We start from the raw sequence: 12,330 nt of genomic DNA, 5'->3' as shown, positions 1-12,330 counted from the left end.
GGTTGAAATCATGAATATCAGACGTTTTTCTACTAACGATGCGAGCTTTGATCAAGACCTGAAGGCCTTGCTTGCATTCGAGACTGCGCAAGATGACCAAATAGACAACGTGGTGGCCGATATCCTGCGTAATGTCAAAACTCGTGGCGATGTTGCGGTGCTGGAGTATACCCAGCGCTTTGATCGTCTGGAGGCGCAATCTGCACAATCAATGTCGCAGCTTGAAATTGCTCATGATGAGCTGCAAGCCGCGCTGGCTGGATTGCCTGCTGAGCAGCGAGATGCGCTGCAACACGCGGCTGAACGTGTGCGTACCTATCACGAGAAACAACTGATGGCTTCCTGGACTTATACCGAGGAAGATGGCACGTTGTTGGGCCAGCAGGTGACGGCCTTAGATCGCGTTGGTCTCTATGTGCCGGGTGGCAAGGCGGCTTATCCGTCATCAGTATTGATGAATGCCATCCCTGCCAAGGTGGCGGGTGTGCAAGAGCTCATCATGGTGGTGCCGACACCAGGTGGTGAGAAGAATCAACTGGTGCTAGCTGCTGCCGCTGTTTGTGGTGTTGACCGTGTGTTCTGTATCGGTGGTGCCCAGGCTGTGGGGGCATTGGCCTATGGCACGGAAACGGTGCCGCAAGTCGACAAGATCGTTGGCCCTGGTAATGCCTACGTGGCCGCCGCCAAGCGCCGTGTATTTGGCGTGGTAGGTATCGACATGGTGGCGGGTCCTTCTGAAATCTTGGTTATTTGTGATGGCAAGACCAACCCGGACTGGGTAGCGATGGACTTGTTCTCCCAGGCCGAGCACGACGAATTGGCACAAGCTATCTTGCTTTCGCCTGATGCTGCGTTCCTTGACGCTGTGCAAGCCAGCATTGAAAAGCTGGTCGAGGAAATGCCGCGCAAGGAAATCATCCGCACATCGCTACAAAATCGTGGCGCCTTGATCCAAGTGAAGGATCTTGAGCAGGCGGCCGAGATTGCCAACTATATTGCGCCAGAGCACTTGGAGTTATCGGTGGATGAACCGCTGGCATACAGCAAGAAAATCCGTCACGCCGGTGCAATTTTCATGGGGCGCGATACCTGCGAGGCTTTGGGCGATTACTGTGCTGGTCCTAACCACGTATTGCCGACATCGCGTACTGCACGCTTTTCCTCGCCTTTAGGTGTTTACGATTTTCAGAAGCGTTCTAGCTTAATCATGGTTTCCAGCGCCGGTGCACAGAAACTGGGACGGGTAGCTGCTACTTTGGCATATGGCGAAGGCTTGCAAGCTCATGCCCGCTCGGCTGAATTTCGTTTGAAAGGCTGATCTTGAGCAAGTTCTGGAGCAAGGTTGTTCATGAGCTAACTCCCTATGTCCCTGGGGAGCAGCCCAAACTGGCTAATCTGGTCAAGCTCAATACCAACGAAAATCCCTATGGGCCCAGCCCCAAAGTGCTTGCTGCACTTGAGGCGGAGGTTGGTGATAGTTTGCGCCTCTACCCTGATCCAACGTCAGAACGCTTGGTGCAAGCCGTGGCTCAGTTTTACGATGTGCCTGCTACCCATGTGTTTGTTGGCAATGGTTCTGATGAGGTGTTAGCGCATACTTTCCAGGCCTTGCTCAAGCATGATGCGCCCATCCTTTTTCCTGATATTACCTACAGCTTTTACCCTGTCTATTGTGGTTTGTATGGCATAGACTACCAAACGGTGGCCTTGGGTGAAGACTTTGAGATCAATGTCGCTGATTACCAGCGCCCAAACGGCGGCATAATCTTCCCTAATCCGAATGCACCCACTGGCCGTGGTTTGCCGCTGGTAGAGATTGAGCGCCTGCTCAATGCTAATACAGAATCCGTCGTGGTGATCGACGAAGCCTATGTCGATTTTGGCGCAGAGTCTGCGGTTGGCCTAGTGGTGAAGTATCCCAATCTGTTAGTGACCCATACCTTGTCCAAGGCGCGCTCATTGGCAGGCTTGCGAGTTGGTTATGCAATTGGCCAGCCTCATTTGATCGAGGCCTTAATCCGGGTCAAGGATAGCTTTAACTCCTATCCGCTGGATCGTTTTGCCATCAGTGGCGCAGTTGCTGCGATTGAGGATAAGGCCTATTTTGACGAGACCTGTCGCAAGGTCATGACGACAAGAGAAGCCTTGATTCGTGAATTGCAGGCCCTGGGCTTTGTCGTCCTACCCTCTGCGGCCAATTTTATTTTTGCCCGGCATGGCGAGCGTAGTGGTGCAGAGTTGGCTGCCAGTTTGCGGGAGCGCAGCATCATCGTACGCCATTTCAGCAAGCCGGCACGTATCAGTGATTTCCTGCGCATTACTATTGGTACTGATATGCAGTCGCAAGCCCTGGTTGATGCATTAAAAGAGATTTTAACCCCTTAAAAACTGGCGCAATTAGCGGGCTATGGCGTTGATTTCCCGATAAATTAAGAGAATAGTGCACCATTACTTCCCTTAATCAATGGAAAAAATGTATCATAGCGCGGTCAGTACATCATAATTCTGTAATTAAGCGGAGGAAGCATCGTGGCAAAACCATTAGTTCAAATGGCATTAGATTCACTAGATTTCGATCAGACCGTAGCACTTGCTACGACTGTTGCACCACACGTTGATATTCTTGAAATCGGTACACCCTGCATCAAGTACAACGGTATCAAACTGCTGGAAACTCTGCGCGCAAAGTTCCCTAATAACAAGATCTTGGTTGACCTGAAGACTATGGATGCTGGCTTCTACGAAGCTGAGCCATTCTTCAAGGCTGGCGCTGACATCGTTACCGTATTGGGTACTGCTGACATCGGCACTATCAAGGGTGTAATTGATGTAGCTAACAAGTACGGCAAGAAGGCACAGATCGACCTGATCAATGTAGTTGATAAGGCTGCTCGTACCAAGGAAGTTGCTAAGCTGGGTGCGCACATCATCGGCGTTCACACTGGTCTGGACCAACAAGCGGCTGGTCAAACTCCTTTCGCTGACCTGGGTCTGGTATCAGGTCTGAACCTGGGCGTGGATATTTCCGTTGCAGGTGGCGTGAAGGCAACTACTGCTAAGCAAGTGGTTGATGCAGGCGCGACCATCGTTGTTGCTGGCGCTGCTATCTACGGTGCAGCTGATCCAGCAGCAGCAGCTGCTGAAATCAGTGCTGCTGCTAAGGGTACCCAAAGCAGTGGTGGTGTGTTCGGCTGGCTGAAGAAGCTGTTCAGCTAATCAAGCTGTCTGTGGCATATCCAAGATATGCCAATATTTAGCTTGTCTGGAACCGTTGCAAGACTGTGTTGACTGTTTTGCAACGGTTTTGATTTTATGACTCAATGATTTGTGATGTGAATGACTGCCATGCGTAACGCTGAAGTGAGCCGCAATACTCTAGAAACCAAGATTGCTGTCGCCATCAATCTGGATGGCACCGGTGTATCCAAGCTGAATAGCGGGGTTGGTTTTTTTGATCATATGCTGGACCAAATCGCCCGACATGGCATGATGGATATCAACGTTGAGTGTCAGGGCGATCTGCATATTGACGCTCACCACACCGTTGAGGATGTGGGCATTGCTTTGGGTCAGGCCTTTAGTCGTGCATTGGGCGACAAAAAGGGCATACGCCGTTATGCGCATGCGTATGTGCCATTGGATGAAGCTTTGTCGCGGGTTGTGCTGGATATTTCCGGACGTCCAGGGTTGGAGTTCAATGTGGACTTTACCCGTGCTCGCATTGGCGAATTCGATGTTGATTTGGTGCGTGAATTTTTCCAGGGCTTTGTCAATCATGCTGCGATTACGCTGCATATCGACAATCTGCGCGGCAAGAATGCGCATCATCAAGCAGAAACCATTTTCAAGGCTTTTGGCCGTGCTTTGCGCGCTGCGGTTGAACTTGACCCCCGTATGGTGGGTATAATGCCTTCAACCAAAGGCAGTTTATAGACATTTCCGGTTTTCTACCGACTTACCATGACAGATATAGCCGTTGTTGATTATGGCATGGGCAATCTGCGCTCCGTGTCCAAGGCGTTGGAGCATGTTGCGCCCAACCAGACCGTTGTTGTGACCAGTGACCCGGTAGCGATTGCTGCTGCCACACGTGTGGTGTTTCCAGGTCAGGGTGCCATGCCAGACTGCATGCGTGAGTTGGATGCACGTGGCTTACGCGAAGCGGTGATGGCTGCCGCAGCAGATAAGCCATTTCTGGGCATCTGCATTGGCTTGCAGCTATTGTTTGAGCATAGCGAAGAGGGAGATGCCTCAGGGTTGGGCCTGTTCAAGGGCCAGGTCAAGCGCTTTGCTGCTGCCGACATGCATGATGAGCATGGCGCCAAACTCAAAGTGCCACACATGGGCTGGAACCAAGTGCGTCAAAGCGTAGCTCATCCGTTATGGCATGGCATTGAGGATGGCGAGCGCTTTTATTATGTGCATAGCTATTATGTGGCTCCTGAAAATACCAGTTTGGCTGCGGGTTATAGCGAATATCCCAAGCGCTTTACTAGTGCTATTGCCCATGGCAACCTGTTCGCGGTGCAGTTTCATCCGGAAAAGAGCCATCATGCTGGTCTTCAACTTCTTTCAAACTTCGTCCAGTGGGACGGGGTGTTTTAATCGTTAATTCGTCAATATCATGCTGATTATTCCTGCTATCGACCTGAAAGATGGTCATTGTGTTCGTTTAAAACAAGGCTTAATGGAAGATGCCACGGTGTTTTCCGAGGATCCCGGTGCCATGGCCAGACATTGGGTTGATCAAGGCGGCAAGCGATTGCACTTGGTCGACCTGAATGGCGCGTTTGCCGGCAAGCCTGTGAATGAGGATGCTATCAAGGCGATTGTGCAAGCCGTGGGTAACGACATCCCTATCCAGCTGGGTGGCGGTATTCGCGACCTCGAGACCATAGAGCGTTACTTGGATAACGGTATTAGCTATGTGATCGTGGGCACGGCTGCAGTCAAGAGCCCAGGTTTCTTGCATGAAGCCTGTTATGCCTTCCCTGGTCAGATCATGGTCGGGTTGGATGCCAAGGATGGCAAGGTTGCGGTCGATGGCTGGTCCAAGCTGACCGGTCACGACGTCATCGACCTTGCCAAGAAGTTCGAGGATTACGGTGTAGAAGCCGTGGTTTATACCGACATTGGCCGTGACGGTATGCTGACTGGTGTCAATATTGAGGCGACCGTGGCATTGGCCCAAGCGCTGACTATTCCAGTGATCGCCAGTGGTGGTGTAACTAATCTTGATGATGTGCGACGCCTGGTTGAGGTTGAGAGTGAAGGTGTAATGGGCGCGATTACAGGTCGTGCTATTTACGAAGGTACATTGAATTTTACCGAGGCCCAGGCGCTCGCGGATGAATTGAGTCAGGCATGAGCTTAGCCAAGCGCATCATTCCTTGCCTGGATGTCACCAATGGCCGTGTGGTCAAGGGGGTGAATTTCCTGGAGCTGCGTGATGCGGGCGATCCCGTGGAGATTGCGCGCCGATATGATGAGCAGGGCGCGGATGAACTGACTTTTCTGGATATTACCGCCAGTTCTGACAATCGTGGACTGATTCTTGGCATCATCGAACAAGTCGCTTCGCAAGTATTTATTCCATTGACGGTGGGCGGTGGTGTGCGTGCGGTGGAAGATGTGCGCCGATTGCTCAATGCTGGTGCTGATAAAGTCAGCATTAATACTGCCGCAGTGACAAATCCTCAATTGGTGGCAGATGCTGCTAGCCGATTTGGATCGCAGTGCATAGTCGTGGCCATTGATGCCAAGCAGGTGGGTGACCATTGGGAAATATTTACCCACGGCGGACGCAACCCTACGGGTCTAAATGCGGTAGATTGGGCACGCAAGATGGTAGAGCTGGGCGCTGGCGAGTTGCTAGTGACTAGCATGGATCGTGACGGTACTAAAATGGGTTTCAATCTACCTCTGAATCGGGCAATCAGTGAGGCTGTGGATGTGCCCATCATTGCTTCCGGTGGTGTGGGGAACTTGGTGCACCTAGTCGAAGGCGTGAAAGAGGGCGGGGCAGATGCGGTGCTGGCTGCCAGTATTTTCCATTATGGCGAATATACCGTGCGTCAAGCCAAAGAATATATGCGAGAGCATGGGATTGAGGTGCGCTTATGAGTATGCAATGGCTGGAGCATGTTCAATGGACCGAGGATGGTCTGGTGCCCGTGATTGCTCAGGAAGTAGGGACCAACAAGGTATTAATGTTTGCCTGGATGAATCGCGAAGCTTTGCGCCTCACTGCTGAAAGCCGGCAAGCTGTTTATTGGTCACGTTCGCGAGGAAGGCTCTGGCATAAAGGCGAGGAGTCTGGTCATGTGCAGAAAGTGCATGAAATCAGATTGGATTGCGATGAAGATGTCATCTTGATTCAAGTGGAGCAGGTGGGTGGTATCGCTTGTCATACTGGGCGCCATGATTGTTTTTTCCAGAAGTTGGAACAGGAACATTGGATTGTTGACCAAGCGGTTATCAAGAATCCAGAGGATATTTATCACCATGAGTGATGTGCTAGATAGACTGGCTGAGTTGCTGGAACAGCGCAAAAGCGCAGATCCCCAGTCATCTTATGTCGCCAAGCTGTATGCAAAAGGCCTGGATGCTATCCTGAAAAAGGTAGGCGAAGAGGCAGCTGAGACGATTATTGCCGCCAAAGATGGCGATGCCGAGCAAATCATTTATGAAACCGCAGATCTCTGGTTTCATAGCCTCGTTATGTTGGCCCATGCAGGCTTAGGCCCTCAGGATGTACTGAAAGAACTGGCTAGGCGCGAAGGCTTGTCTGGGCTTGAAGAGAAGGCCTCTCGTCCGGTAGAGTGAGAATTAAGCGTTTTGAATTGGAGTTGAATATCAGATGAGTGCTGATTGTATTTTTTGTAAGATAGTGACGAATGATATTCCTTCCAATAAATTCTACGAGGATGATGAAGTCATTGCTTTTCACGACATTCGTCCTATTGCTCCCGTACATTTTCTGATTGTGCCGAAAATCCACGTGGAGAGCCTAGCTGGCTGCGATGCTTCGCATCAGTCGTTACTTGGCCAGATAATGTTACTGGCCCCCAAGCTTGCTGCGCAGTTAGGCTTGAAGGGCTTTCGCACTATGATCAATACTGGTCGCGAAGGTGGCCAAGAAGTTTTTCATTTACATATTCACGTATTTGGTGGTGGCGACACCGTGCCAAAAGTTTGAGATTAGGAGACTGGCGATGGGTTCATTCAGCATTTGGCATTGGTTGATCGTGCTTGCGATCGTAGTTCTGATTTTTGGCACCAAGCGTTTACGTAATCTGGGCAGCGATGTCGGTGGTGCGGTCAAAGGCTTCAAGGAAGCAGTCAACGAAGGTAAATCCGGCAATGCTGCGCTTGACGATGATGCCAAGGGGCAGACAATAGACAACGATATCAGGCACAAGGAAAAGCAGTAGCATTTCGAGTCGCCTGTGTTCGATATTGCTTTTTCAGAACTGGTGGTGATCGGGATCGTGGCACTTGTGGTCATTGGTCCGGAAAAACTTCCTAAGGTTGCCCGCACGGTAGGCCTGCTGTTGGGGCGGGTGCAGCGTTATGTCAATAACGTCAAGTCTGATATCAGTCGGGAGTTGCGGTTTGAAGAGTTGCAGCGATTGCAGTCTGATATGCGCGATGCCGAGTCTGCCTTGAAGCAGGTGGGAACTGATATAGAGCAGGAGGTGCAGCAAATGGCTTCTTCTGCCCAAGGTAATCTAGAGTCTCAAGTCCATGACCATCCTGTGGAAGATGGTACAAAAAAACGCGGCATACCAGATTGAATAATCCCTCTGATACTTTCGTCTCGCACCTGATTGAGTTGCGTGATCGTCTGTTGCGCATCATTATCGGGATCGTCCTGATTACAATGGTGCTGTTCCCATTTGCTAACGATATTTATCATTTCTTGGCGCAGCCTCTGCTGCAAAGCCTGCCTGTGGGTGGACGGATGATTGCCACGGATGTGACAACACCATTCTTTGTGCCGATGAAAGTCGTCCTGCTAGCAGCGTTCATGATTTCGTTGCCGCATACGTTGTACCAGATATGGGCATTTGTCGCCCCCGGTCTTTATACACATGAGCGACGCTTGATCGGGCCACTGGTGTTTGCGAGTACCCTGCTATTCTTGTTTGGCATGGCGTTTGCGTACTTACTGGTTTTTCCTGTCGTGTTCGGTTTTATTACTCATACAGCTCCAGAAGGAGTGGCTGTCATGACGGACATAGGGAAATACCTGGATTTTGCCATTACCTTATTTATTGCTTTTGGTTTGGCGTTTGAGGTGCCCGTGGCTGTAGTATTGTTAGTGAGCGCTGGCATTGTTAGTGTCGCTTCGCTGCGCGAGGCACGCTCTTACGTCATTGTTGGTGCATTTGTCCTTGGGGCGATTTTTACTCCGCCTGACGTGATTTCCCAGGTAATGCTGGCCGTGCCTTTATGGTTGCTATATGAGGTGGGTATTCTAGTTGCAGGCCTGATACAGAAGAAAAGTCGGCAACAACTGCATTGAGTTGTTGCCTTTGGGTGGGCTACTTGAGGCTGGACTCTGCTATTCCCGGTTGCGTGCTAGTTGAGGTGTGGGGCGTTTGCCGATCATGATGGGTAGTACCAGTTCGTTTTCATTGCGGGCGAGCTTGATCATTACCTTCTTATCCGGTTTGAGGTTGGAGATCACATTCAGCATGGTCGAGCTGTCGATGACCTCCCTGCCATCAATTTCAAGTAGGATATCCCCAGGCCGTAATCCCGCCTTGTCCGCGGGGCCGCCGCGGACAAGGCCAGCTACCAGAGATCCTCGCACTTGCTTCAAGTGAAAGGACTCGGCCAGTTCCGGTGTGATGTCTTGTGCTTCTATGCCAATCCAGCCACGAGTGACACTACCCTGACGGATAATTTGCTCCATGACTTGCTTTACCAGGCTTACAGGGATAGCAAATCCTATACCCATGGAACCGCCGCTACGGGAGTAGATGGCACTATTGATACCGACCAAATTGCCTTCGGTATCAATGAGTGCGCCACCGGAGTTGCCTGGATTGATCGGGGCATCGGTCTGAATAAAGTTCTCAAAGGTGTTAATCCCGAGATGACTGCGACCAAGGGCGCTAATAATGCCCTGAGTAACGGTTTGTCCAACACCGAAAGGATTGCCAATCGCCAATACAACATCTCCTACACTGAGATTGCTTGGTTGGGCAAAAGTAATAGCAGGCAGGTTGCGGACATTGATTTTCAGGACAGCAAGGTCGGTTTCAGGGTCTGTGCCGACGATGCGAGCGGGAAAGGTCCTGCCATCCGGTAATGCAACTTCGATTTCATCTGCAGATTCAATCACGTGGTGATTGGTCAGAATTAGCCCTTGACTGTTAACAATAACGCCGGAACCTAGACTATTTTCGCGTTGGCTTTGTTGTTCGTCCATTTGATCACCGAAAAAGTGGCGAAACAAAGGATCATCCATGAATGGGTTAGCGGAGGATTGATTCGCTTTTTTTGAAGTGAAAATGTTGACTACGCTAGGCATTGCCGCTTGTGCCGCATGGCGATAGGAGCCTGGTTGTGTGTGGTTGTCTTCAGCTTGAGAAGGCGCTTCTTTGATTGAGGTCGCCGATTTTTCATTCAGGGGCAGAAGTTGCGGGTAGAACAATTGCACTACGAAAAGAGCAGCGAGACTGATAGTGACGGTCTGTGCAAAAATAAGCCAGAGTTTGCGCATGTTGATGTCGACGTTGCGAATCTAAATGTTGGAGATGTCAATGAAATTGAAAGAGCTGGTTGATTATACCGGACAATTTCTTGAGGTAGAGCGCTTCAAGGATTATTGTCCGAACGGATTACAGGTGCAAGGCCGTGATGAAGTTAGGAAGCTGGTGTCTGGAGTGACGGCCAGTATGGCTTTGCTTGAGGCTGCAAAATCGGCGGGTGCTGATGCGGTCTTGGTTCATCATGGATATTTCTGGCGTAACGAACCGCCTGTGGTAACGGGGGTTAAACATGCGCGATTGAAGTTCTTGTTACAGCATGACATAGGTTTGCTGGCATATCACTTGCCGCTGGATGCTCATCGGGTGCTGGGCAATAACGCCAGGCTAGCGCAAATCATGAATATTGCAATAGAAGGTTGGACAGGGGAACAAGGCCTTATCGCGTATGGATCCTTAATTAAGGAAAGTACATTGGCTGAGTTTGCCGATGTGCTGGCGGTAAAGTTGCAACGCACGCCACAGATATTTGGTGAGCCTCAGAGGAAAATACGGCGTATTGCGTGGTGTAGTGGTGGGGCGCAAGGCTATTTTGAGGCTGCTATTGCGCTGGGTGTTGATGTATATATCAGTGGAGAAGTATCTGAGCAGGTGTTTCATTTGGCTCAAGAAACTGGCGTAGCCTACATTGCAGCGGGGCATCATGCTACCGAGCGTTATGGTGTGGAGATGTTGGGACGGCATCTGGCAGAGAAATTTGCCTTGGAATATGAGTTTATTGATATAGAAAATCCCATATAACCCAATGATTATTAAGTTTAAATTTAACTAATTGTTTCATTTTTGTTGGGATTTCTGTAGAATTCTGCCCTTGCTTGACTGGACGCGCTGCGTTTGGTCATGGCCTTTACTACTATCCGACGGGTTTCACGTTGCCCGTCGGGCATTCTTCAAGTGAGATATGAATTATGATGACCTTGTATTCCGGTACTACCTGTCCTTATAGCCATCGTTGCCGCATCGTGTTGTTCGAAAAAGGCATGGACTTTCAGGTGATTGATGTGGATATGGCGAACAAGCCGGAAGACTTGGCGGTCATCAATCCGCATAACACCGTGCCTGTGCTGGTTGAGCGTGATTTGGTGCTTGAGCAAGCTAATATCATCAATGAATATATTGATGAGCGTTTCCCTCATCCGCAACTGATGCCAGCTGATCCCGTAATGCGTGCCCGTGCCCGTTTGTTCTTGCATAACTTTGAAGAGCAACTCTTTAGCCATATTGCAGATATCGAGTCGGGGAATACTAAAGCAGCCGATAAGGCGCGTGCGACGATTCGGGACAATCTGACCCAGATCGTGCCGCTGTTTAGTCGTCAGGAATATATTTTGGGTGATGAGTTTTCTATGCTGGATGTTGCCATTGCGCCGTTGCTCTGGAGGTTGGGGCATTATGGTATCGAGCTTCCAAAGCAAGCTGCCCCTTTACTAAAATACGCAGAACGTATATTCTCTCGCCCGGCTTACATTGAAGCAATGACACCTTCTGAAAAAGCAATGCGCAAATAGGTGGGGAAATGAGTGAAATTACCTCAACCAAACCATATATGGTGCGCGCTATTCATGAGTGGTGTACGGATAATGGTTTGACGCCGCACTTGTTGGTTGCTGTCAATTCGCAAACTGTAGTGCCCATGGCTTACGTAAGAGATGGGCAGATTGTACTAAATATTAATTACGGTGCTACAAAAGGTTTGCATATTGGCGCGGATGCTGTTACATTCTCAGCCCGTTTCAACGGTGCATCAAATGAGTTGTATGTGCCCATGAGTGCGGTGCGAGGAATATTTGCTCGCGAGAATAATCAGGGTATGTTTTTTGATGTGGATTCGCCTGAGGATCCAAGTGAAAAAAATACTCAAGGTGCTGACGGTGAGGCGGTTGCCTCTTCTGATGTGCCGGTAGTCAAAAAACCCTCGTTAAGGGTGGTGAAATAACAAGTTTTAGTTGTGCCGGATTAGCTCAGTTGGTAGAGCAGCGCACTTGTAATGCGAAGGTCGTCAGTTCGATTCCGACATCCGGCACCATTTCTTTCAAAATGCGTTTGACACTAAGTCAAAATATACGCATAATCCCGGGTTCTGTTTGGAGGGGTGGCCGAGTGGTTAAAGGCGACGGACTGTAAATCCGTTCTCTCAGAGTACGAAGGTTCGAATCCTTCCCCCTCCACCAGCATAGAATTTGGAGCCAGGGTATAGATTTCTGGTTAGATGTGCGGGTGTAGCTCAGTTGGTAGAGCACTTGCCTTCCAAGCAAGATGTCGCGAGTTCGAACCTCGTCGCCCGCTCCAGTTCAAAATCAGAATTTAAGAATTGCCCATGTGGCTCAGTGGTAGAGCACTCCCTTGGTAAGGGAGAGGTCGCGGGTCCGATTCCCGCCATGGGCACCATTTGGTGCTTGGATATTAAACGCACACATTAACTTGATAAAGTCGGTTAAAGGAAACGGAAATGGCAAAAGGTAAATTTGAGCGGACGAAGCCGCACGTCAACGTAGGCACGATTGGTCACGTTGACCATGGTAAGACAACATTGACGGCAGCGATCACCACT

18 protein-coding genes and 4 tRNA genes are annotated in these 12,330 nt (G+C 50.1%); 21 read left to right on the top strand and 1 reads right to left on the bottom strand.

All coding sequences use genetic code 11. The annotated features are described in order from the left end of the window. The first annotated feature begins 10 nt into the window (after nucleotides 1–10). The 13 genes from hisD to tatC all read left to right on the top strand — a co-directional run bounded on the left by hisD (nucleotide 11) and on the right by tatC (nucleotide 8,527). A complete protein-coding gene (gene hisD, locus LG202_RS08900) occupies nucleotides 11–1,318 on the top strand; it encodes a histidinol dehydrogenase (RefSeq protein ID WP_230348096.1) in 1,308 nt (435 codons plus the stop codon). 2 nt (nucleotides 1,319–1,320) lie between these two features. Next, nucleotides 1,321–2,385, top strand: coding sequence for a histidinol-phosphate transaminase (gene hisC / locus LG202_RS08895; RefSeq protein WP_230348095.1), 1,065 nt, complete (start codon nucleotides 1,321–1,323; stop codon nucleotides 2,383–2,385). 165 nt (nucleotides 2,386–2,550) lie between these two features. After that, nucleotides 2,551–3,216, top strand: coding sequence for a 3-hexulose-6-phosphate synthase (hxlA, locus tag LG202_RS08890; RefSeq protein WP_230348286.1), 666 nt, complete (start codon nucleotides 2,551–2,553; stop codon nucleotides 3,214–3,216). Nucleotides 3,217–3,345: 129 nt separating this feature from the next. Next, nucleotides 3,346–3,933: an imidazoleglycerol-phosphate dehydratase HisB gene (gene hisB / locus LG202_RS08885; protein WP_230348094.1), complete on the top strand. Its 588-nt coding sequence runs from the start codon at nucleotides 3,346–3,348 to the stop codon at nucleotides 3,931–3,933. 27 nt (nucleotides 3,934–3,960) lie between these two features. Continuing rightward, complete coding sequence (gene hisH, locus LG202_RS08880) at nucleotides 3,961–4,605, top strand: imidazole glycerol phosphate synthase subunit HisH (RefSeq protein WP_230348093.1); 645 nt, start codon at nucleotides 3,961–3,963, stop codon at nucleotides 4,603–4,605. Nucleotides 4,606–4,624: 19 nt separating this feature from the next. Then, entirely contained in the window at nucleotides 4,625–5,368 is a 744-nt protein-coding gene (gene hisA, locus LG202_RS08875; protein ID WP_230348092.1) for a 1-(5-phosphoribosyl)-5-[(5-phosphoribosylamino)methylideneamino]imidazole-4-carboxamide isomerase, read from the top strand. Next, a complete protein-coding gene (gene hisF / locus LG202_RS08870; RefSeq protein WP_230348091.1) occupies nucleotides 5,365–6,123 on the top strand; it encodes an imidazole glycerol phosphate synthase subunit HisF in 759 nt (252 codons plus the stop codon). Before hisA ends, hisF begins: the two co-directional genes overlap by 4 nt. Beyond that, a complete protein-coding gene (gene hisI / locus LG202_RS08865; RefSeq protein WP_230348090.1) occupies nucleotides 6,120–6,512 on the top strand; it encodes a phosphoribosyl-AMP cyclohydrolase in 393 nt (130 codons plus the stop codon). The genes hisF and hisI overlap by 4 nt, the downstream gene beginning before the upstream one ends. Beyond that, complete coding sequence (locus LG202_RS08860; RefSeq protein ID WP_230348089.1) at nucleotides 6,505–6,825, top strand: phosphoribosyl-ATP diphosphatase; 321 nt, start codon at nucleotides 6,505–6,507, stop codon at nucleotides 6,823–6,825. Before hisI ends, LG202_RS08860 begins: the two co-directional genes overlap by 8 nt. Before the next feature lie 34 nt (nucleotides 6,826–6,859). Next, nucleotides 6,860–7,198: a histidine triad nucleotide-binding protein gene (locus LG202_RS08855; protein ID WP_230348088.1), complete on the top strand. Its 339-nt coding sequence runs from the start codon at nucleotides 6,860–6,862 to the stop codon at nucleotides 7,196–7,198. 16 nt (nucleotides 7,199–7,214) lie between these two features. Continuing rightward, on the top strand, nucleotides 7,215–7,433 hold the full coding sequence (gene tatA / locus LG202_RS08850) for a Sec-independent protein translocase subunit TatA (protein ID WP_230348087.1): 219 nt from the start codon (nucleotides 7,215–7,217) through the stop codon (nucleotides 7,431–7,433). 15 nt (nucleotides 7,434–7,448) lie between these two features. Beyond that, entirely contained in the window at nucleotides 7,449–7,796 is a 348-nt protein-coding gene (gene tatB / locus LG202_RS08845) for a Sec-independent protein translocase protein TatB (RefSeq protein ID WP_230348086.1), read from the top strand. Further along, a complete protein-coding gene (tatC, locus tag LG202_RS08840; protein WP_230348085.1) occupies nucleotides 7,793–8,527 on the top strand; it encodes a twin-arginine translocase subunit TatC in 735 nt (244 codons plus the stop codon). The genes tatB and tatC overlap by 4 nt, the downstream gene beginning before the upstream one ends. A 39-nt stretch (nucleotides 8,528–8,566) precedes the next feature. Here tatC and LG202_RS08835 read toward each other — a convergent pair whose 3' ends face one another. Continuing rightward, entirely contained in the window at nucleotides 8,567–9,733 is a 1,167-nt protein-coding gene (locus tag LG202_RS08835; RefSeq protein WP_230348084.1) for a Do family serine endopeptidase, read from the bottom strand. 40 nt (nucleotides 9,734–9,773) lie between these two features. Here LG202_RS08835 and LG202_RS08830 point away from each other — a divergent pair, with 40 nt between their 5' ends. The 8 genes from LG202_RS08830 to LG202_RS08795 form a co-directional block, all read left to right on the top strand. Continuing rightward, entirely contained in the window at nucleotides 9,774–10,520 is a 747-nt protein-coding gene (locus LG202_RS08830; protein WP_230348083.1) for a Nif3-like dinuclear metal center hexameric protein, read from the top strand. Between the two features lie 167 nt (nucleotides 10,521–10,687). Then, the gene (locus LG202_RS08825; RefSeq protein WP_230348082.1) at nucleotides 10,688–11,287 is read left to right on the top strand and encodes a glutathione S-transferase N-terminal domain-containing protein; all 600 of its coding nucleotides are present in this window, start codon (nucleotides 10,688–10,690) and stop codon (nucleotides 11,285–11,287) included. Between the two features lie 8 nt (nucleotides 11,288–11,295). Next, a complete protein-coding gene (locus LG202_RS08820; RefSeq protein ID WP_230348081.1) occupies nucleotides 11,296–11,715 on the top strand; it encodes a ClpXP protease specificity-enhancing factor in 420 nt (139 codons plus the stop codon). A gap of 14 nt (nucleotides 11,716–11,729) precedes the next feature. After that, nucleotides 11,730–11,805, top strand: a tRNA-Thr gene (locus LG202_RS08815). Nucleotides 11,806–11,865: 60 nt separating this feature from the next. Beyond that, nucleotides 11,866–11,950, top strand: a tRNA-Tyr gene (locus tag LG202_RS08810). A 42-nt stretch (nucleotides 11,951–11,992) separates the two neighbouring features. After that, a tRNA-Gly gene (locus LG202_RS08805) sits at nucleotides 11,993–12,068 on the top strand. A 24-nt stretch (nucleotides 12,069–12,092) separates the two neighbouring features. Next, nucleotides 12,093–12,167 (top strand) — tRNA-Thr (locus LG202_RS08800). Between the two features lie 61 nt (nucleotides 12,168–12,228). After that, nucleotides 12,229–12,330, top strand: a 102-nt coding sequence (locus LG202_RS08795; RefSeq protein ID WP_033456734.1) for a GTP-binding protein, incomplete at its 3' end; no start/stop codon positions are given.

This window comes from Methylobacillus methanolivorans (assembly GCF_054588515.1).
This window is presented reverse-complemented; position numbering and strand designations above follow the sequence as displayed.

What these genes read in the sequence shown, in the direction of transcription:
- hisD (WP_230348096.1), top strand. Translation starts at nt 11, where the DNA reads ATGAATATCAGACGTTTTTCTACTAACGATGCGAGCTTTGATCAAGAC.
- hxlA (WP_230348286.1), top strand. Translation starts at nt 2,551, where the DNA reads ATGGCATTAGATTCACTAGATTTCGATCAGACCGTAGCACTTGCTACG.
- hisB (WP_230348094.1), top strand. Translation starts at nt 3,346, where the DNA reads ATGCGTAACGCTGAAGTGAGCCGCAATACTCTAGAAACCAAGATTGCT.
- hisH (WP_230348093.1), top strand. Translation starts at nt 3,961, where the DNA reads ATGACAGATATAGCCGTTGTTGATTATGGCATGGGCAATCTGCGCTCC.
- hisA (WP_230348092.1), top strand. Translation starts at nt 4,625, where the DNA reads ATGCTGATTATTCCTGCTATCGACCTGAAAGATGGTCATTGTGTTCGT.
- hisF (WP_230348091.1), top strand. Translation starts at nt 5,365, where the DNA reads ATGAGCTTAGCCAAGCGCATCATTCCTTGCCTGGATGTCACCAATGGC.
- hisI (WP_230348090.1), top strand. Translation starts at nt 6,120, where the DNA reads ATGAGTATGCAATGGCTGGAGCATGTTCAATGGACCGAGGATGGTCTG.
- LG202_RS08860 (WP_230348089.1), top strand. Translation starts at nt 6,505, where the DNA reads ATGAGTGATGTGCTAGATAGACTGGCTGAGTTGCTGGAACAGCGCAAA.
- LG202_RS08855 (WP_230348088.1), top strand. Translation starts at nt 6,860, where the DNA reads ATGAGTGCTGATTGTATTTTTTGTAAGATAGTGACGAATGATATTCCT.
- tatA (WP_230348087.1), top strand. Translation starts at nt 7,215, where the DNA reads ATGGGTTCATTCAGCATTTGGCATTGGTTGATCGTGCTTGCGATCGTA.
- LG202_RS08835 (WP_230348084.1), bottom strand. Translation starts at nt 9,733, where the DNA reads ATGCGCAAACTCTGGCTTATTTTTGCACAGACCGTCACTATCAGTCTC.
- LG202_RS08830 (WP_230348083.1), top strand. Translation starts at nt 9,774, where the DNA reads ATGAAATTGAAAGAGCTGGTTGATTATACCGGACAATTTCTTGAGGTA.
- LG202_RS08825 (WP_230348082.1), top strand. Translation starts at nt 10,688, where the DNA reads ATGATGACCTTGTATTCCGGTACTACCTGTCCTTATAGCCATCGTTGC.
- LG202_RS08820 (WP_230348081.1), top strand. Translation starts at nt 11,296, where the DNA reads ATGAGTGAAATTACCTCAACCAAACCATATATGGTGCGCGCTATTCAT.